General features: G+C 32.8%; 6 protein-coding genes. All 6 read right to left on the reverse strand.

All coding sequences use genetic code 11. The annotated features are described in order from the left end of the window. Positions 1 to 28: 28 nt before the first annotated feature. The 6 genes from ASC44_RS01925 to ASC44_RS01950 all read right to left on the reverse strand — a co-directional run bounded on the left by ASC44_RS01925 (position 29) and on the right by ASC44_RS01950 (position 21,598). Positions 29 to 13,873 carry a T9SS type B sorting domain-containing protein gene (locus ASC44_RS01925; RefSeq protein WP_055445937.1) on the reverse strand — a complete coding sequence of 4,615 codons (13,845 nt, stop codon included), beginning with the start codon at positions 13,871 to 13,873 and terminating at the stop codon, positions 29 to 31. A gap of 68 nt (positions 13,874 to 13,941) precedes the next feature. Further along, positions 13,942 to 16,596, reverse strand: coding sequence for a PorP/SprF family type IX secretion system membrane protein (locus ASC44_RS01930; RefSeq protein WP_055445938.1), 2,655 nt, complete (start codon positions 16,594 to 16,596; stop codon positions 13,942 to 13,944). A 1-nt stretch (position 16,597) separates the two neighbouring features. Continuing rightward, entirely contained in the window at positions 16,598 to 17,989 is a 1,392-nt protein-coding gene (locus ASC44_RS01935; protein ID WP_241491391.1) for a T9SS type B sorting domain-containing protein, read from the reverse strand. A gap of 168 nt (positions 17,990 to 18,157) precedes the next feature. Next, on the reverse strand, positions 18,158 to 19,456 hold the full coding sequence (locus ASC44_RS01940; protein WP_055445940.1) for a hypothetical protein: 1,299 nt from the start codon (positions 19,454 to 19,456) through the stop codon (positions 18,158 to 18,160). A gap of 245 nt (positions 19,457 to 19,701) precedes the next feature. After that, complete coding sequence (locus ASC44_RS01945; RefSeq protein WP_338035183.1) at positions 19,702 to 20,073, reverse strand: hypothetical protein; 372 nt, start codon at positions 20,071 to 20,073, stop codon at positions 19,702 to 19,704. A gap of 880 nt (positions 20,074 to 20,953) precedes the next feature. Then, positions 20,954 to 21,598: a LysE family transporter gene (locus ASC44_RS01950; protein ID WP_055445942.1), complete on the reverse strand. Its 645-nt coding sequence runs from the start codon at positions 21,596 to 21,598 to the stop codon at positions 20,954 to 20,956. Positions 21,599 to 21,658 lie beyond the last annotated feature (60 nt).

The following is a 21,658-nucleotide window of genomic DNA, read 5'->3' on the forward strand; positions in this document are numbered from 1 at the left end:
TGATTCTGTTTTTTATAATTCGTTAATATTACCTGTAAAGCGTAAAGTGTCCAACATATTCTTTGTCTAATAGAGAGCTATTGGTTTTTACTACGTACCAATAATCTCCTGTTGGTAATTCGGTTCCATTATATCTACCATCCCAATATTGTCCAACTCTATATGTTGCGACTTTACGGCCGTAGCGATCGAAAATATCGAAGGTTAGGTTTGGAAAATCATCAATACAACCAGGTGCCCAAGTATCGGTTATGCCATCACCATTTGGTGAAAAATAGTTAGACATACATGGACCTATAAGTTCAATTTTAATACTTGCTTCTGCTTGGCAACCAGCACTATCTGTTACAATTATGGTATACGTACCAGCTTCTGACACTTCATATTGATTAACACTACCATAATTGGTGTTATTAAAAGTATAAGTGTATTCTCCCGTACCGCCAGTAGCTTCGGCTATAATTTCACCAGGATTATTACCTTCATTTAAAATTAAGGCTAAGGGTTGGTAGTTTTCTATGGTAAAGAAACCAGTGTATTGTATACAACCATTAGTGTGTGTAACTTCTATATAATGATCTGCTCCAGAAGCATAATCTACATTTGTAAAAATGTTACTTGCTTGCGGATCGACACCATCCAAAGCGAAGGTTAAAAGACTAAGATCTGTTATGCTTTCATCTACTATTACTGTAACAGTATTTATAAGTGTATCATCCTCACATAAATATTCTATTTCTAAAGTTGGATTAATTTTAACCGATTCTGGGAAGGTAATGTTCCATTCAGTTTTACAACCTAGAGCATCTTCTATATAAACCATGTGATCTCCACCACCTAAGTTTGAAAAATCGAAAATGGTTTGTGTAGCATCTCCAGTAGTGTATGGACCATCGTAATTGTCTAAAGAAACACTGTATGGTAAGCTTCCGCCTGAAATATCAATACTAAAAGCACCATCATTTTCACCTTCACAATTTGCTGCAAATAATGAATCTGCAACAATTTGAATAATAACAGGAATAGGATCTGTAATAGTAAATGTATCTGTATAGTAACACCCTAAAGTATCTTGAGCAATAAACTCGTAAGTACCAGCAGCTAAATTCTCGAAAATATTAGTATCGAAAAATTGATTTAATTGTGGTGAAATAGCATACTTAATAATACCTGTTCCGCCAGAGGCTGTTATTGTTAAAATTCCATCGTTACTACCACTACAAGTAATGTTGTTAACGTTAAAATCTACTTGTAATGCAGTTGCTGGTTCTGTTATGGTTACTTGACTAGTTTCTGTAATACAATTATCGCTAATAACATTAACAGTATATGTACCAGCAAACAAATCTGTAAAACTTGCAGGACTGTCCGTAGTAGTAGAAATAGTATTACCAAGATCGTCTTCTAATGTGTAAGTGTAATTTCCTAAGCCACCTTGAGCAGTTGCAACAATACTTGCATTATTGTCTCCTGCACAGTTAATAGTTAAATTATCACTTTCTAAATTAATAACTAATTCAGGAAGTGTGTCTATGGTAATTTCATTTGAAACATTAGCAATACAACCATTAGCATCTCTTACATAATATTGATACGTTCCAGGTCCTACCGTAATGGTAGTAGAGGTTGTAAAAGAACCAAGTATGTTAGTAAAGTTACTTGAATCACTGTAAGTATAGATTCCTGTACCGCCAGATGCAGATAGAATTAATTCATATGCAATAGGACAAAGTTGTATGTCTGCATTTATTAAACTCGCTTGTATTGGAGTTGGTTGCGTTATTATAATATCTGTAGAAGTTACTGCACAATTAAAGCCATCTTCTATAGTAATAGAATATGTTCCTGCTGCTAAATTTGTAAAGACATTAGACAATTGTGGTCCAGAATTAGTAACACTAGGAGATGCACTATTTAAAGTATAAGTATAATTACTGCCTTGTCCACCTGTAACACCACTTACTGTTATAGTTGCATTTTGATCGCCAAAACATAATAAAGCACTTGTATCTGCTGTAAAAGTTGCCGTTATAGGATCTGGTAATGCTAGAATTATATCTTCTGAAACAATACATCCTTGTGAATCTCTTACGTTAACCGTGTAGTTTCCTGCAGATAAGTTTGTAAATGTTCCGTTAGAAGAATAAGCTATAGTTGCACTTCCTGTTAATTCATATTCTAGATTTCCCCAACCGCCTTCACCAACAGCTGTAATAGTACCAATACCATCAAGGCAGGTTACCGATGTTTGTGTTGTTGACAGTGCTAATTCAGCATTAGGTCTTGTTATTGTAAAATTCTTAGTTACTGTACAAAAAGGACTATCTATTAAAGTAGCGTTTATAGTAAATGTTCCGCCTGTTAAACCTGTAATAGTAATTGGTCCTGCATTTGTAGTTACTCCAGAATCTACTGTTGTACCTAAACTATCTGTAATAGTATAGTTAAATGGTCCTGATTGATCTGGGTTAGTTGCAGAAATAACCTCATCTACAAACGTAACAGTTGCACTTCCATTATTATCGTTAAAACAAGTAACATCGATAACAGTATCTACTATAAGATCGAAAGTATTTGGGTTATTAACATAATGTACAGTTTCTAGATTACAACCTGTATCTAAATTGGTAACTGTAATAATATAGTTTGCAATATCTAGTCCTGTAAAAATACCAGTAGTATTTGTTTGGTTATAAATAGTTCCTGTAGTTGTTCCGGTTACATCTTGAACAGTGAACTCTAAATTAGTAGGTGTCCCACTAGCTCCAGAAGCAGTTACTGTAATGTCTTCAAGATTTGTACATGTTATAGCATTATCAATAGTAACAGATACATCATCTAAATCGAAATAAGGATTTATAATTACTGCTGATGTTGTGCTACCTAAACAGCCTTGATCGTCATAAACGTTAACTGTATATGTTCCACCAGTAGCATCAGATTCTATATAAATATTACTAGTTCCAGATTGTAAAACGGTACCACTTTCTATAAACTCATAAATAGTGTATGTTCCAGAGCCTCCTGTTACAGTATCTACTGTAATTGAAGCGTAATTTAATGTGTTACCAGAAGTACAACTGTATTGTGACACAGTAGGAGCAGAGACCATAATAATAGTAGGTTCTGTTACTGTAACGGTGTCTATTTCTGTACAACCTCTTCCAGAAGTCACTTGCACTGTGTAAGTACCAGCAGCTAAACCTGTAAAAATATTAGAGTTTTGTGGTGCAACAGTAATTGGAGCTGTAATCTCATACGTATAAGTTGGGTTATCATTACTTGCAGGTAAGTCTACTGTTATTACACCATTACTCTCTCCATTACAAGTTACATTATTAACACTAGTAGTAAAAGTTACTGGTGTTGCTGTATCTAATATTACATTAGCATCATTAGTACATAATGTTGTTGTATCTGTAATTGTAACCACATAAGATCCTGATGGTACACCAGTAAATACGTTTCCGGTTAATATTACTGAGGTAGGATTTGGACTTAAAGTATAACTATAATTACCTGTTCCGCCAAAGCCAGTTACTGTAATTTCTCCATCATCATCACTACAACTAGGAGATACTGCAGCGAGTGTTAATGCAACAGGATCTTCAATAGTATAAGTTGTTGTATTGGTACAACCATTAGCATCTTTAACTGTTATAGTATAAGTACCAGAAGCACTTACTGTAAAAGTAGCATTTGATTGAAAACCATTACCTATGCTGTATTCGTAAGGTGCTACACCTGAAGCTACGTTTACTGTAAACGTATAATCGTTTGTTGCACTAGGACATTGAGAACCTGTAACTGTTAATCCTGTTGGAATAGGATCTGTAGTGATTGTAATGCTTAATGGAGTAGAAATAACACAGTTGTTAGTGTCTTGCACATAAACATCCCAAGTTGTAGAAACTGCTGGATCTAATATAGCAGTATTAGAACTAGAATATGTTCCTGCAGGAGCTCCACTTACAACAAACGAATAACTATATGCTCCATTTCCTCCAGAAGCTGTTACACTTACTTGAGCACCAGAATTACAATTTGCATTAATAAATGGATCTGCAACTAAAGAAAGAGGATCTGACTGTGTTACATTTATAAAAGTTGTAGCGGTGCATCCTGTTGCTTCATCTGTAACAACAATAGTTTGTGTACTTGCAGATGATAATCCTGTTACTGTAACAGTTGGATTAGTTTGTGCAGTAATTTCTGTTCCTCCATTAATAGCGTAGCTGTAAGTGGTTGTAAAATTAGAAATTGAAAATATAACTTCACCATCTGTTCCAGGATTACAGGTCACATCGCTAATTAACTGACCATTTACGGCAATGTTTTCTACATCTTCTAAGATGTATAACTCTTGATAAGAACAACCATTGGCATCTGTAATTTGGAACGTATAACTATCGGCCGTTAATCCTGTAAAAATTCCATTTGAAGCACCAGTAGTATTTGTTGTTGCACTTGCTGGTGAAAGTATTTCATAACTTAAAGCAGCAACACCTCCTGTGGTCGTTAATGTAACATCGCTAGTACTAACTAAGCAAGTAATAGGAGTAGAACTGAAGTCTAAATCTGATGGTGAATCTAATGGATTAACGGTTACAGTACCTGTAACTTCACAACCATTAGCATCTCTTACAATATAATTAATAGTTTGCACAGTGCCATTATTGTTTACTGTGTAAGTATTATTTGTAGAGAAACCACTACCGTTAAAATCGTAATAGTACTCACCAGAAGGTGTTGGTGTGCCATCTTGACCTAATACGGTAATTACAGTAGCAACATCACAAGCTGTTGTTGTAGAAACTGAATCTGTTGCTGCTAGAGCTAATGGTTCTGTTATAGTGATTGGCGCACTAGTATAAGTACAAGCATTAGCATCTATTACTGTAATAGTATAAGTGCCTTGTGGTAAACCAGTAAATACATTCGAACTTTGTGGTGTTCCTGCATCTAGTTGATACATAAAGGGACCAGTAGACGATGTAGTGGTAACTGTAATAGAACCATCACTACCTGCATTACAACTTACGTTAGTTTCTGCTGTTGTAAAAGTTGTTGGTAATATTGGATTTAAAATATATGTTGTAGTCGATTCACAACCAGCGGCATCGGTAACCATAAAAGTATAAGTACCATCAGTGGCAGCAGAATAAACATTGGTAGCCATAGGACTAAAAGTAACACCATCTGTTGCTACTTGATAAGTATATGATGTATTGTCACCACCTGTTGCTGTTAAAGTAATTTCAGCATTTGGTGTAGCGCTACAATCTAAAGGATTTGTTAAAGCGGCACTTAATAATAGTTGATCATTAACTATATATGGTGTTGAAGCAATACAACCATTTCCATCTTGTATATATAAAGTGTATGTTCCTGCAGAAGCTACTGAAAAATCTGGACTTGATACAAATGTTGTTCCATTCATACTATATAACGGACTTCCTATTGTAACACTACCAGTAATAGTAATATCTATAGGGTTACCCATAAAACAAGGAGCTATTTGCACGTCTATAGCTGGCTCTGCATCCTTAATTAATGTAAGGTCAACATCTCTAATACAACCATAAGCATCTATAGCATAAACAGTATAATTATTAGCTGCCACAGTAAATGTATTTGGTGATGCCCATTCTGTACTTGTAGCTATTGGAGCAGTATCTGTATCTAATAAAATTTGATATTGATATGGAGCAGTACCATTACTAGCAATTGCAGTAATAACTCCTAAATTATTACAATTTTCATTTGAAGATACAGAAGCTGATAAATCAAAAATGAAAGCAGATTCGGTAATATTAAAAGAATCAGTCGTTACAATACTACATCCTGTGTTAGTACCAGAAGTTTCTGTAATTAAGACATAATAGTTTCCAAAAGGAAGTGGACCTAAGTTACTAATAGGAAGTGATCCATTTGCAGGTACTGTTCCAGATCCTGTAACACCTGTTGTTGTTAATGATAATGAATTAAATATCTCATAATCTACATCAATAGCTGAAGCCTCAGGATTATTTATTGTAAATGAAACATTACCATCAGCACTGCCTGTACATGTAATATTATTTGAACTTACAGTATCTACTGTTAGCGTAGAATTTGTAGGTATTGGAGTAGCAGCTGTTTCAAAATAAGTACAACCTGTAAGCGAATCGTAAACAATAAAAGTATAAGTAACTCCTGTTGTTAAACCTGTAAAGGTTGTTGAACCAGGTGTTGTTTCTGCTTGCCAAGATCCTCCTGGTGGAGGAGATGGAATAGTACCATTATAAATATCGAAATAGAAAGGACCAGAACCAGCTAAGGTTGTACTTACGGTCACTACGGCTTCACCACCAGTAGCACAATCTGCTAATGTATCAATTGTAATATCTAAATCGTCTGGAGGTGAAGCAACTAATACGTCTTGTATTAAAACCGAACATCCATTAGTATCGACAACATTAATTTGATATAATCCAAAATCGACAACATCGAAAGTCGTTGATGTGTCTCCTATGTTATTAAGTTCTACCTCATCATAACCGTTTGTGCCTGTAACAAAATAGTTATAAGGGCCTGTACCACCTGAAACACTATCAACAATTACCGATCCTTGAGAAACACCACTGGCAGTACAAGTAATTGGCACTGTAGAGTGATTAACAATAATTGAATCTGGTTGCAATATAATAATAGTTTCTACTTCTGTACAGCCTCTAGCATCTGTTACCGTAACAGTGTAACTTCCTGCAGGTAAACCTGAAGTTTGTGATCCATATGATGTACTTGTTGTTGTATTAAACACTTCAAACGTAAATGGTGCTTGACCAAGTGTTGTATCTGGAGTTATAGAAATAGCTGCTGTTTCTTCTCCATTACAATTAATAAATGCTGTTTGGGCAACCGTAATATCTGGGTTAATAGCTGGTGTTAAATCTATAGGTGTTGTTATTACTACTGTACAAGTATTAGCATCGGTAACCATGAAAGTATAACTTCCAGGTGCTGTTGTGTTTAACACATTAGTAGCCATATTGGTATAAGTAGTACCTCCATCTGTAGAGTAGGCGTAAGTATAACTTGAAGTATCTCCTCCAGTTGCTGTTAATGTTATTTGACCTTCTTCGGGTAAAATACAAGTAATGTCTTTATCTAATACAGCAGAGAGTGTTAATTGTGGATTAACAGTTACTGTATCTGTTACTTCACAACCATTACCATCTCTTAATGTTACAGTATATGTTCCTGGTGTTACTGTAAATGTATTTTCTGTTTGAAAATTAGTAGCATCAATACTATACATTAAAGTAGCAACACCTGTTGCAGTGGCAGTAATTGTAAAATCATTTCCTGTTCCTGTACATTGGTTATCTATATCTGCAGTAACAGTTGGTAAAATATCACTTGTAATAGTTACGGTATCCATAACAGTACAATTATTACTATCCATTACATAGACATCAATTACTAACCCTAATATACTAGTGTCTACAGTTGTTGCTGTACTAAAATCACTATTAGTAGGTGCCGAACTTCCAGATGTAACATATGCATAAGTGTATCCGCCTGTTCCGCCTGATAATGTTGGAAAACTAATTGTAGATATAGCGTTATTACAACTCACATTACTAGCGTCTACTGTAAAAATAATTTGTGTTACAGCATCAATTGTAATACTTGCTGTATTATTACAACCTGTGGTAGAATCTACAACATCAAAAGTATAAGTTCCAGTTGGTAAATTTGTTATTGTTACTTCATTATCTGTTTGTGTAATAGTTCCTGCACTTGGTGACAATGTATAAGTATAATTACCTGTAGTGCTAACATCAGTCATCGTGAAAATAGCTGTTCCATCATCAGAACCAAAACAAATTTGATCTGTGTTTGTTTGTGCTATAGCAATATTAGTAGCTGGAGCAATAGTATGTGAAGCAGTAATTATACATCCATTACTATCTGTTACTTGAAACGTATAATTTCCAGGTGTTAAATTAGTAAATATTCCGTTCGTAGCGCCAGTAACATTTGTAGTTGCTGATGCAGGAGCTGTAATTTGATAAGCAAATGCAGCGACTCCGTTTATAGGCGTTAAAGTTACATCTGTAGTGGTATCGTTACATGTAATTGCATTAGCATCTGTAAATGTTATTCCTGTTAAAGGATTGAATGGAGCAATATCGATGGTATCGGTAACAATACAACCATTAGCATCTCTTACAGAATATGTTATAGTTTGTGTTGTACTTGTATTAGTTACTGTTAATACATTTGTTGCTGTGTAAGCAGTATTTCCGTTAAAACTATAGCTGTAATTACCATTGCCTCCAGAGGCATTTACCGTAATATCTGTAGTAGTGCTACAATTTGTATTATTAGATAAAGTAGCAGTTGCAACAATTTCTGTTGGATTATTTAAAGTGATGGTATAAATAGGAGACAGACAGCTATTACTATCTTGTATTTGATAGGTATATTCTGTAGTTGTTGCAGTAGTTGTATTTGCATTTAATGCATTATAAAATGAAGTCGCTGAAAAAGTACCACCATTAAAACTGAAAGTGTAACCACCAGAACCATCTGCACCAAATAATTGAATTTCTCCGTTTGCATCATTAAAACAAAGTGGATCTATACCGTTTGCTGTTCCTGTTGGTGTTGAAATAGCATCTATAGTATTAATTGCCGATTCTGATGTACAACCTTGTGCATCTGTAACTTGAAATTGGTATGTACCAGCTGTTGGTGTCGAATAATTAAATGGTGTACCAGTAGTCCCTAAATCTGTATATGCACTTCCATTTTCAGAAACGGCATACGTAAATGGCGCTGATCCTCCTGTTATAGTTCCTGTTATTACAGCATCAGGAGTTATTGTACAGTCTAACTCTTTTGTTATTACTGTTATTAATGTTAATTGAGGTGCTATCGTTTCAGTAGGTAAAGTAACTTCACATCCAAAAGCATCTTTTACAATAATTGTATATGTTCCTGGTGTTAAACTATCAAAAACATTGTCATTTTGAAAAGCACCTCCATTAATATTATATTGATAAGGTGTTGTGCCTCCTGAAGCTGTAACTTCTATTGTAGCTTCATTTTCGGCATCATAACAAAAATCTGATGTTGTACTTAGTGTTGCTGTAGGTGCTATTGGTGCCACTAAACTAAGTGTTGTTGATGCAGTACAACCAGCAGCATCTGTTACTTCAATAGTATAATCTCCTGCTGTAACACCTGTTAAAATACCATTTTCAAAATCAGTTGTAGTAAAAGGAGAAACAGTATCAATTAGTTGAAAAGAATAACTAGGTGTTCCTTCTGTTGCCGTTGCTGTAATTGTAGCACCTTCTAAACAAGTAACCTCTGTATTCGTATAACTAAGAACTAATGGCTGTGCTGAGGTTATTGTTTGTACAAAATCAAAAGCACAAGTATCAGCTGAATCATCATAACGAATTTGGATGTTATAAGTCGTATCTGTTAAGTCTGTAATAGTATAAGGAGATGTTGTTTGTGTTGTCCAAGTCGCTCCATTATCTATTGAATATTGATACCCTAATGTCGTATCAAAATTTTGTACAGCGATTGTAACTTCTCCATCTGCATTACCAGAACAGCTTACCATTGAAGTTCCTGTAATGTCTGCGGTAAAAGCATTTCCAGATTCAATAATAAAAGGAAAGTCTACTACGGTAGAACAAGCTATTGGAAGTTGAAACACTCTTAAATCATCTATAGCAACATCATTACCGGTTACCTGTTGAACATTAGATCTTAAAATAAATTTTAAACTCGTGTTTGCTCCAGGATCTAAAGTTATTGGAGTAGTAGGGTATTCAACCCAATTTTCTGTTTTAGGAATATCTCCAGTATTATAGAAAGATATTTCCGTACCCGAAGCATCTACTAATGCGACTCTTAAATCAGGATCAGCTTCACTAATACCTGTTCTAAGTAAATTTATTGCAGCGAACTCAACTTGTATTGGTTGATTAGGTATTATATCATTTATTTGCTTTTCGTATAAAACTTCAGAAGCAGGTATTGTTGCTCCAATATTAACAACCATATATCTACCGTTTGGTGTTACAGGGGATGTTGCAGGAGTATAGTCTGTTGGGTTTACCCAAGACCAATAAGGAAACTCAATATGAGAAGTCACTGAATATTCTCCATCATTTATATTAGGACTATTTCCACACTGTGTTGCCGAGACTTGCTGCTCAAAACAATAGTATACAGGATTAATACCAGGAGAGGTTGTGTCTTCACCATACCCAAAAGTTTCATAAAGTAAATTACTAAATGTTGGTACTGTTAATAAAGTATATTCTACACTAATAGTGTGTGATCCTGAAGGTACATTTGTAAATATTTCTGGATCTGTTGTATTTGGGTTAAGTGTACCATCTAAATAATAGTCGTAAGTATAAGATGATCCACCATTGTTTGTAACCGTTACTGTAGCGTTTCCAGAGCCATCACAATTAAAAATAGTATCACCAACTTCAATAGTTGGAGCAGGAGGTTCTTGATCTAGAATAGTATCCTGCATGGCATAAATACAGCCATTAGCATCACGAATATAAACAGTGTAAGTTCCTGGGTTTATGTATGCTTCGTTTGATGTTATCCATGTTACTTGGTTATCAAAACTATATTCATAAAAATTAGGTGCTGGAAATGGTGTTCCACCTTGAGGATTTGTAATTCTAATAATACCTTCTCCAGACGGTCCGCAACCTGCAAGTTCAGATATTCCAGCAGTAGCAGTTAAGGCTTCATCTGGTTGATTTACGGTAATTGTTTCAGCTATAGTAAAACACTCAGAATTATCGAGTGTATAATTAATTATTACTTGATAATCACCTCCATTTAAACCAGTGAATACGGGATTTGGAGTATAAGTAACACCATTATCGATACTATATTCTATAGTATATCCATTAGCATTAGTAATATTAATTAGAATCTCGCCAGAATTATCGTTATAACATAAAATGTCTGTTTGACTAATATTATACTCTGGAGCAGGTATATCTTCTATTGTAATTGTTGTACTAGCACTACAGTTGTTAGAGTCTACTACTGTAATATCATAAGTTCCAGAAGTGGTTACAATAATCTCTGGTACTGTTTGAAAATCTGTTGTACTGTTTACAAAGTAGAAGTAAGGTGGTACTCCTCCTAAAGGATATACTGTAATTTCACCTTCATTACACGTTAATGGACTAGTTATAGCTGCGGTTACAGTTAATAATGGAGGCTCTATAATAACGACGTCTTCAGTATAAGTACAACCATTTTCAGTTTCTATTGTAACAGTATATGTTCCTGGGTTTAAGTTTTCAAAAGCATACGTGTTATCTAAAATTGGACCAACACTGTTTACTAAGGTGCCGCTTTCGAATAAAGCATATGAATATTGTGGGTCTACATCATTTGCAGCCAATAAAATACTGCCTTTATCACCATAACAAAGTGGTTGTGTTATAGTTGAGCTCGCTGTAAAGTCGCGTTCTCTAATCTGAACGTTTAATACAGAAAATATGCATGGGTTACTAGAAACTCCTATTTGTCTTATATAAACATTATAAGTTCCAGCGGTGTCTACTGTAAACACGTTACTATTTTGATATGTAATAGCGTCTAAACTATATTCGTAGCCAGAAGGGACGTTGTTAACGGTAATAGTACCTAATGTTGTACAAATAATATCTGTGGCAACTACTGTTGGACTTAATAAATTCTGATAAACATTAAAATAGAATTGAACAAAACAACCACCCTCATAATTAATGGTTAATCTAAACTGTCCTGAAGTATTAGCTAAATAATTTGGTCCTGTTGCTACTTGATTCCATAAGCAAGTATCATCTTCATTAGCACAATCTGTGTTAGATACTGCATCACAACTAGATTCGTCTAACTGTTCCCATATTATAGATGCTGCACCAGCAATATTAGTTTGTATATCTCTAGAGTCATTGCTACCACATAAATAGATATTAGGTAATAATTTTCCGTCATTAGGACAGGTGACAACCTCGTCTGCATAAGGAATGACAGGATTATCTATTGTACCTCCAAAAAGATCTACAACAAATTCTTGAACTATAGATTGGCAAGGTGCTATTGCTGTATTGAATACATAATAAGTTCCTGTTTCGGTTACTGTAATAGTTTGTTCTGTTCCAATTACTGGCGTTCCTGTTTCACTTGTAGACCAAGAATAAGTATCGTAACCATTAGCGGCGGTCATTTCTAAAGTTGAACCACATAGTATTTCGTCTTGAGAAAATTCACAATCTAAATTTGCGAGAAAATTTGTTGCTTGCGGTATTAATAAACAACCTGTGTTACTATTTAAACTAGGGTCTTCTGAAATTTCAAAATTAGTATTATAGAAACCGTTATAAGTAGCATATGCTTGATTATTAATAATGTTAGAGCAAGCATCTGCTAATTGATTACAAGCATCAACGACTTGAACTTCAATGCGAATTTCATATACGGGATCATTTTCTTCAACTAAATAATCTTCGATGTTAAATATAATTTCTCTAGTAACAGGATCGTAACTAGCAATAGTAACACCTGCAGGAAGTACTAAATCTGTTGGATAATTAAAAATAATATTAACAGGTAAAATATCTTTAATTTGAAAACTTGTTGCATTATCGTTTCCTGTATTTTGAAAACCAATAACATAATTTAAAGAAGCACCTAATCCCACTAATTCTCCTCCAATATTATTTCCAGCATCATCTTCTACAATTTTGGTTAATACAATATCCGGTTCGATTATTTCGACTGCAAAAGCAAAAAAGTATTGAAAATAAGTATCACCACTTGTTTCTAAGCGTACTGTAGCTGAGGTTGCATCGTTTGCAATGACAGCATTTCCAGGATTCGGAATGGCCATAACACCTGTATCAAACCCTAAAGTATTGGTGCTATTTGGTGCTCTGTTGTTAACTGGTAGTGCGCTTAACTGTGTTACAGAACTATTAAAAAAATTATCTACTGGACGATCTATTGCAGATAGATTTACACCGTTTAATAGCATTTGATCTCCTGTAATTGGGCTATCACCTTCTAATGTGGCAAATGCAAAGTTTGCTCTTACAGGAGCAGGAGCAGGTACGGTTCTAAAACCACTAATAGGAATATCAGCTGTTGGGTTTTCAGAAGCACTAATAGCACTAAATCCATCAAAACTAGTTACTGATTTACCAGGTAGTGTTGGATCTTCGTATACTACAAAAAGTGACCACCCAGCAGATTGACCTGTACCATTATAAGGTGAAAAATTTGATGTTTGTCCTTCGCCAGATGATACATTTGCGACAGTATAAGTTCCTAAATCTGAACCAGAACCAAAAGCTGTAACTATATCTGTAACATCGGCATAACAGGCATAAGAAAAACTATTACCACCATCTACAGAGTTACCATTAGCATCGTAAATAATTGTACCTTGGATATCATTATAACCACCTGTTGGTCCTTTAAGTTTTATATCTGTTATTGATTCATTTCCGGGATTTACAGCTCCCCAATATAAACCTGCATATATTATACGGTAACAATTTGGGTTAGGAATCTCTAAATCTGCACTCGAAGAGCTAAATGTTGTATTATCACTATCAATGTCAATATAAGTCATATCCACATTATGGTTATAAACAGAATTGTTATTGAAAGCGTTATTATCTGGGCCTAGAATATTGTTACCAATAAGAATAATATCACCTTTTAAATCCTGATCGAATCGTGGAGAAAAAGGTTCGTAATTTTGAGCAAAGGATGTTAAGCCTAAAAAAAGTAGAGATACAGTAAGTACCAATTTAACATAAGTAGGGATTTTCATGTTGTTATATTTTATCCTGTTCCTATAATTACCGCTTTAGGCAACGATAATTATAGAAATTAGATTAATTAATTTTCTATTTTCACTATTGACATTTTACTATTGTAAAATGTGGTTCCCTTATTAGCGTTTAAGGATGTATTGGCTGATTGAATATTATCGAATTTTGCATAGTAAATGTAGTATTTACTAGAATTGATATCGTAGAAAAAGTTAACATCTGTACGACCCGACTGAACAACTTTTGTTAAGAAATCGTTTCGTTTATTAACATCACTATGAATAGCTATAACTAAATAATATCCGCTTTCTGCATTTTTAACGTTCTCCAAAATTTGAATGTTATCACTTTGTTTTTCTCCAAAATCGAAATCATCTTCAGTCAATGGAGTAGTATTGGAAACACTGTTTTCTTTTATACGTTTTAATGTCTCTCTATCTTGAGTATAGCGTTCATCTTCATTCTCGAATGCAGCACGTTTAATTCTTCTTCTTCGCTCAAATTCTGTAGACACTTTAATGTCTGCTAATCTTTTATCCAATTTGTTTTTGGCTTCAATAGCTTCTTTTTGTTCAGCTTCTAATCGTTTTATTGTTTTCTGATAAAAGAGATCAACATTATCTAATATTATTATACCAGCTTCAGAATTATCTTCTTCTAACTTTTTTAAAGCTTTAATTTCTTCATTTCGTATTGCAATGATGTTTTCTAATTCGGATTTGATTTTGTTTAAAGTATTGTTTTCTTCTGAAATACTTTTAAAAGGTTTTGCTTTAACTGAAATACCTTGTTCGCTTAAATCGTTTTCTTCTTTTAAATCTTGAAGATCTTTATCTTTAATTGCAACCATGGCATCAAAGCTTTGTAATAATTGATTTTGAGTGATTTTAGATTCTTCTGTTTGTAAGGCAATAGTTTGTAGAGCTTTTCCAAGCTTATCTGTAGGATTAAATATTGGTTCCTCTTTAGCTTTTTGTTCTGCTAATAATTCTGCTTGAGCATTAGCATCTTCTTTAGCCTTTTGTTCTGCTAATAATTCTGCTTGAGCATTAGCTTCTTCTTTAGCTTTTTGTTCTGCTAATAATTCTGCTTGAGCATTAGCATCTTCTTTAGCCTTTTGTTCTGCTAATAATTCTGCTTGAGCATTAGCTTCTTCTATAGCTTTTTGCTCTGCTAATAATTCTGCTTGAGCATTAGCATCTTCTTTAGCCTTTTGTTGTGCTATTAGTTTTGCTTGGGCATCAGCTTCTTCTTTAGCTTTTTGTTGAGCTATTAGTTTTGCTTGAGCATCAGCTTCTTCTTTAACTTTTTGTTGTGCTACTAGTTTTGCTTGAGCATCAGCTTCTTCTTTAGCCTTTTGTTGTGCTATTAGTTTTGCTTGGGCATCAGCTTCTTCTTTAGCCTTTTGTTGTGCTATTAGTTTTGCTTGGGCATCAGCTTCTTCTTGAGCTTTTTGTTGAGCTATTAGTTTTGCTTGAGCATCAGCTTCTTCTTTAGCTTTTTGTTGTGCTATTAGTTTTGCTTGGGCATCAGCTTCTTCTTTAGCTTTTTGTTGAGCTATTAGTTTTGCTTGAGCATCAGCTTCTGCTTTAGCTTTTTGTTGTGCTATTAGTTTTGCTTGGGCATCAGCTTCTGCTTTAGCTTTTTGTTGAGATGCTAGTTTTGTTTCTTTGTCAGTTTTATCTGTAACTTTCTGTTTAGCAACTACTTCTTTATTACGTTGTGTTCTTATTGTATTTTTCTTTTTTCGTTTTTTCTTATTCCCAGTAAGTAGACTAGAAACTTCATCACCGCTGCTGTATTCATAATTTTCGGTGTTTTTAAATCTATATGCAAGTGAAATTTCATGAGAAGTTTCAAAAACTGTTAAATCACCAATTGCTTTTTCAAAATTATATTCGATAGCAATTTGTGGAGAAATGTTAACACCTAATCCAGCGGAAGCACCATAAACAGAATTGTAACCAGCTTGCGCCCAAATACCTTTAGGAATTGTTAGCATTACCGTAGCTGCAATAATTGTCTCTTCTTTTCTAAATTCTGATTTTACTAATGTTGTAAATTTACTTTCATCAAAAAAGCCGCGTGAAGTTAAGTACCCTGTATACATAATATGACCTTGTATACCTTGTTCTGGATTATCTTCTAAAAGCATGGAGGACTGAAAATTATAGGCTACGATATTTTTAAGTGATATCCCGAAATCAAAAAATCCATTTCCATAATTTATGCCAGGATTAGCTGATACTAAGAAGTTTTCTGGAACATTTTCTATAGAAGGATCATCGAAATTTGTAATTACACTTCCCGTGTTTAATCCGCTTTTATATGCACCAATATTAAGACCAAAAGTAAGGTTACTATCTCTGGCTAATCTTACATTGTAAGCAAAATTTAAAAGGCCACCAAAAGTGGTTAGTACTCCATAGTTTTGCTGAAATACTCCAATACCAGCACCAATGTTTTCTCCAAACCTGCCAGAATAACTAGCTAGATAAGTAACTGGTGCATCTTCAAATTGAACCCATTCTCTCTTGTTAGAAATACTGATATATTTATTCTGTTCTCTTACAAAGCTAAAAGTAGGATTTATAGTAAAACGATTAAAAGTTATAGAATTTCTTAGCGGAAGGTTAAGCGCAACCACACCATCATTCTCTTGAGAATAGAACATCTGAATAGAACAGAAGCATAATACTAAAACAAGGAGTTGTTTTTTCATATTATTTTATGATTGTTATAGAACCTTTTAATACTTCATTTTCTGGCGTTGTTATTATATAATAAAACACTTGGTTAATGCTTGTAAGGTTTAAATTGTTTTCAGGGAAATTATTGAGGTAATCGTTTGTTTCTAATACAACTATTCCGCGGTTGTTTAGTATCATCACTTTTGTATTTGTACCGGTTACATATTTTACCGGTATAATCCATGTATCATTTATAGCATCTCCATTAGGACTAATAAGATTTGGTATTTTTTCTACTTCTGGAAAAGGATCAAATGCTTCAACTATTTCGAATAAAAAGGTCCTAGAAGCTATACAACCCGAAGTTTCGGTAATAACCACTTTATAATTACCAAAAGCTGTCGCTTCAAAATTATCTTCGGTAGCGCTAGAAATTAAAATGTCTTCTAAATACCATTCAAATTCAGGAGTATTAGCCGTATTAGAAACGACTATAGTCAGGGAATCTCCTGCCTCAATAATATTTGTTTCATCTACATTAATAGAGCCTTCAAAAATCTGACTTTGTAATACAATAGCTCCAGATGCAGAGCAGCTTCCTAAGTTTACTTGAACAGTATAAGTACCAGATTCTATAGTTTCAAACATTTGGTTAACTGCCTCTGGAATAATAATACCATCTTTAAACCATTGGTAGCTATTTCCTCCAATAGTACTTAAAGTAGTTGGACCTTGATCTGGACAAAATATATTGCCTAAACTTGAAGATATTCCAGCATCTGCTTCTCCAGAGCTAACCGAACTAATTGTAACACGATTAGAAAATGAATTTGAAGTACACGTACCATAATTAGTCTCTACAAAATAAGTACCTTCTTGATTTACTGTTAGTGATGGACCATCTGAAACAAATACAGAGGTAGTAGAGCTCGTTTCTTTGTACCATTTAAAAATAAGTTCAGGATAGTTTAAAGGAGAGTCGTTATTTCCTGTACCTGGATTATCTATGGTTAGCAAATAACTTCCACCAGCACAATAGACACCAGTTGAAACTAAATTATTTATAGTAAATGGAGCGTCTTGAATTTTATAGTAAGCAGCAAAAGTGGCAGATGGCGAACTAGTTGCAGCAGGCGCACTACTTTTTATACGAATCCTATAGCTTTCTCCAGCAGTTGTATTTGGTAAAGAAAAATTTAAAGTCGCAGGAGAATTTATAACGGTTCCAGCATTAGATGTATATATAATATTTCCGTTAGAGAAATCACCGAAAGCATCGGATAATTCTATTGAAAATTGATTTGAAGCATTTAATTCATTCTCTGGAGAAAATACAAAAGTAGTAGAGTAGGTGTTAAAATTCGAGCTTGCACATGCTTGACTAAAGCCTAAATTTGGAGTTCCAATTACTATTTGTGAGTTCACTTTTTCTTGAGAAAAAAGAATTAAAAAATAGAGTAAGAAATATAGTTTATTGTTTGTATACATTGGGTTGTATTGTAGATTTTTTTTCTATAAGCACTAGATGTTTTTTAGGTTTATTGTTATTTTGATTTATCACAAAGTATAGCGGCTTTGATATTAAATTTTTGTTTAATCTTTTCTAGAAGCAACAATTTTATTAATTATTAACCTATAGTCTGGTTTTTTTTGGTTTTTTGCATCTATAAAAGTTTCAGAATCGGGACCTTTAGAATACACATTATCAAATGCTCTACTACCATACCAATTTTCTAAATCTTCATTTATCCTTTTATCTTTTATAAAAATATTTCCGTTACAATTATTAAAATAGTTATTTGTAAAAACTATTTTTTCGAGGCTATCATTATTAATAATAATCTTTTTATCAAGTATCGCAGCAGGATTAAAACCAGAAATCACACTTTCATTTATTCTAAAAGTAACACTATTTCCAACATATATGGCTTCATTTACTAAGCCTACTTTTATATCATACTCTAAATCATTACTAATATTAATTAGTGTAAGATTATTAGCATCAAACGATGTTTGTTTTTTTGTTAAATCTGTGTTTTCTAATGTGTTATTATTTAGAATATTTAAACACCTTGAAGCTTCTGGTCTAGAGACATATGGTGATTTTACAGCAAGAGAGTTCGTTATTTGACATTGCGCTCCGTAGTTTGCTTCGTAATCATTACTGCTTGATTTATAGGATATAATTTTATTTAAAATTAATTCTCCACCTAAAATTGAAACAGAATTTCCTTCACAGTAAGTTACCATTACGTGTTCAAATGAAGTAGTATTACCAACGCCTGCTAAAGTAAGAGCATTAAAATAACCATGACTTTTAGTTCTTTTACCTGCATATTCAATTCTTACATATTTTAATATTCCCGAATTACTCTCTACGTTATCTCCACCATATTTTAAATATTCTGCGTCTCTTGCATTTAAACCGAAGTTTATTATACTTTTATTACCGGTTATATTGGTTGGTGCATCACCAAGAATAAAAATGCCTCCCCAATCTCCCGGTTTTTTTACACTTCGATTCGATGTAAAGACAATTGGATCAGTATTTTTTCCTTCTGCAATTATAGTAGAGCCATTGCTTATAGTTAATGAACCTTTAGTTTTGTAATCTCCCATAATTACTGTCCCAGGTTCAATTGATAATGTAGTACTATCTGTTACAAACACATCTCCCGATAAAAGATAGATCTCACTTTTGTATAATTTTGTATCTTTATTAATCTCGCCACTTAGAATTTGAGTTGCTTTTCCATAATCAACTTTATTTGGTTTGAATTCCGTCCATGAATTAAGCCAATTTTCATAGCCAATAATTCCTTTTTCTTGTTGACCAAATACATTACTTAGTGTAATGATTAGTAGTAAGATTGTTAGAGCGATTTTTTTCATAATGGTTAAATTCCTAATTATATAGGTTATATGGAAGTAATTTATATTTTAAATATAATAATTATTTATGTGTTAAGTGCTAAAAACACCGATAAAACGTATAAAATATAAATTTTCATAAGTTTTATCCTACGATATAATGGTTGTTGCACCTATTAGGTTATTTAAATTCGTGATTAGTTGTAAAAAAAACCTCAACTATTCTTGTTAAGACTTTTAAAGATTTGTTTGAAATTAATTAAGGATTAATCTGCTTTAAAATCGTTATAAGTATGCAGTGATTTTAAAGTTTCTTCATAAAATAATATAGCAGCTATAAGATCGCCAGAATCTGAGTACGGTAATATTGATTTTTGAAATTCTACTGTACTATCAAAATATTCAATAGAAGCTTTTCTGCTTGTTTCTAATGCTTTTTTATTTTCCTTTGTCTCTGGAATTCCTAAAGACGCCATAGTAACATTTGGTTTTGTAGCAAATGCTATATTTGGTAATATATTCACAATCGCTTCAATACGTTCAATATATAAAGTAAGTAAATCACCTTTATTTAATCTTTTTAATTCATCAAGATTGTGGTATTTGCTTATACCAACTTTTCCGCTAATTAATCTCATTGAAGATTTATTTTTTTGTGCGAAACCTATACTAAGCATCATGAAAAAAATAATTGTAAGGAGTGTAGTTTTTGTTCTCATTTGGGGATTTATTAAATAAGTATGAAGCAAATCTATATAAATAAATGAAAAAAACAACTTTAAAATAACTTTTTTTTGTTTTTCTTAACAATTTAAATGCGTTTTTATCAGACAAACGGTACTAACACTAGTTAAAACGCATATTTTACCGATTAAATGTTTTGAATGAGATTTTCAATTTTTTACCGTTGTAATAGGATGAAACCAAGAATGTTAATGTTAATATTTTGTATATTAAATATCTTTATTTTTAATTATTTGATATTTAAAATGAAGTACTAATCACTTGTTAAACACAATGTTAAATGCATTGCATCGATAATAAATGGAGAGGCAACGAAATTGATTTTTACAACTTATTTCTTTCGTTATATATATGTGAATAATGTTTTTAAAAATTCACCTTATTTGAGATATTGAAGTCAATGTTCCAATTTTTAATAAATTTATATTTAGGAGAAATTGTTGCTAAATTCTTATTTTTATAACAATTCCAAAATTAGTTTCTTATTAGTACATCTTGGTTCGATAACAAATTGTATGCTTCCAAAAGCTTTATAAGCTGATTTAGATAATGAAAATATTATTTTTTACCTGATTATTTTCGTTCGTTTAAATATCAATGTGCATATTGTATTCTTAGATTACAATTGAGATAATTCTAGAATATAAAACATTTTCAATGTTAGTTTTCTTATTTAAGACTATAAATGTTTAATAGTATTATTTTTTTTGATTTGTAAGTTCAGTAAACAATAAATGTAAAAGAAGTATAAAATAGTTGTAAAGTGCTTGGATACTAGAAGAATAGTTTAATAAACTGAAATATAGAACCACAAACTAATAAAACACCAATTATTCTGTTAATTCGTGTCGTTATGTTCTTCATTTTTGTTTTAAGGATATGACTAAATTTTCCGTAACCATAAAGAGTTATTACTTTTCCCAAAAAGACACCAGTTAAAAACAAAATTAATAAAAGTAATTCGATGTCTATATTTAGATATAGCATCTTTTTGTTTAAAAAAGAAATGACTAATATCCAATAAATTAAAACAGTTGGGTTAATTAAACCGAGTATAAAACCTAACATTCGTTTAGAAATATTATATCTTTTTTTTATTAGAATACACTCTTCATTCTCATCTTTTACACATTCCTTTCTACCTAAAACAAGCACAATACCAACCGTTAATAGTATAAATGCAATTATATATTGCAGCCAGATGTTTGTGTCTACAAAATTTTCAATTTGCATATTAAAAGAAATAGCAACTAAAACTAAAATGAGTTCTGCTAACGCGGCTGTATATACAATGTTTAAAGCACTTTTTACATGTTCTTTTATGGTAGTGTTAATTACAGCGACATTAGTTGTGCCCAATGGTAGCGCTCCAATTATAGCAGTAATTAAACCTAGTAAAAAATAGATTAATACACTCATGTGTTATGGTTAGTTTTTAAATATATAAAATAGGTCGTTGGGATTAGAAATAGCTTTCAA

Source organism: Lacinutrix mariniflava, from assembly GCF_001418015.1.
Taxonomy (GTDB): domain Bacteria; phylum Bacteroidota; class Bacteroidia; order Flavobacteriales; family Flavobacteriaceae; genus Lacinutrix; species Lacinutrix mariniflava.

Coding starts and splice junctions, on each gene's coding strand:
- ASC44_RS01940 (WP_055445940.1), bottom strand. CDS start 19,456: ATGAAAAAAATCGCTCTAACAATCTTACTACTAATCATTACACTAAGT.
- ASC44_RS01930 (WP_055445938.1), bottom strand. CDS start 16,596: ATGAAAAAACAACTCCTTGTTTTAGTATTATGCTTCTGTTCTATTCAG.
- ASC44_RS01925 (WP_055445937.1), bottom strand. CDS start 13,873: ATGAAAATCCCTACTTATGTTAAATTGGTACTTACTGTATCTCTACTT.
- ASC44_RS01950 (WP_055445942.1), bottom strand. CDS start 21,598: ATGAGTGTATTAATCTATTTTTTACTAGGTTTAATTACTGCTATAATT.
- ASC44_RS01945 (WP_338035183.1), bottom strand. CDS start 20,073: ATGAGATTAATTAGCGGAAAAGTTGGTATAAGCAAATACCACAATCTT.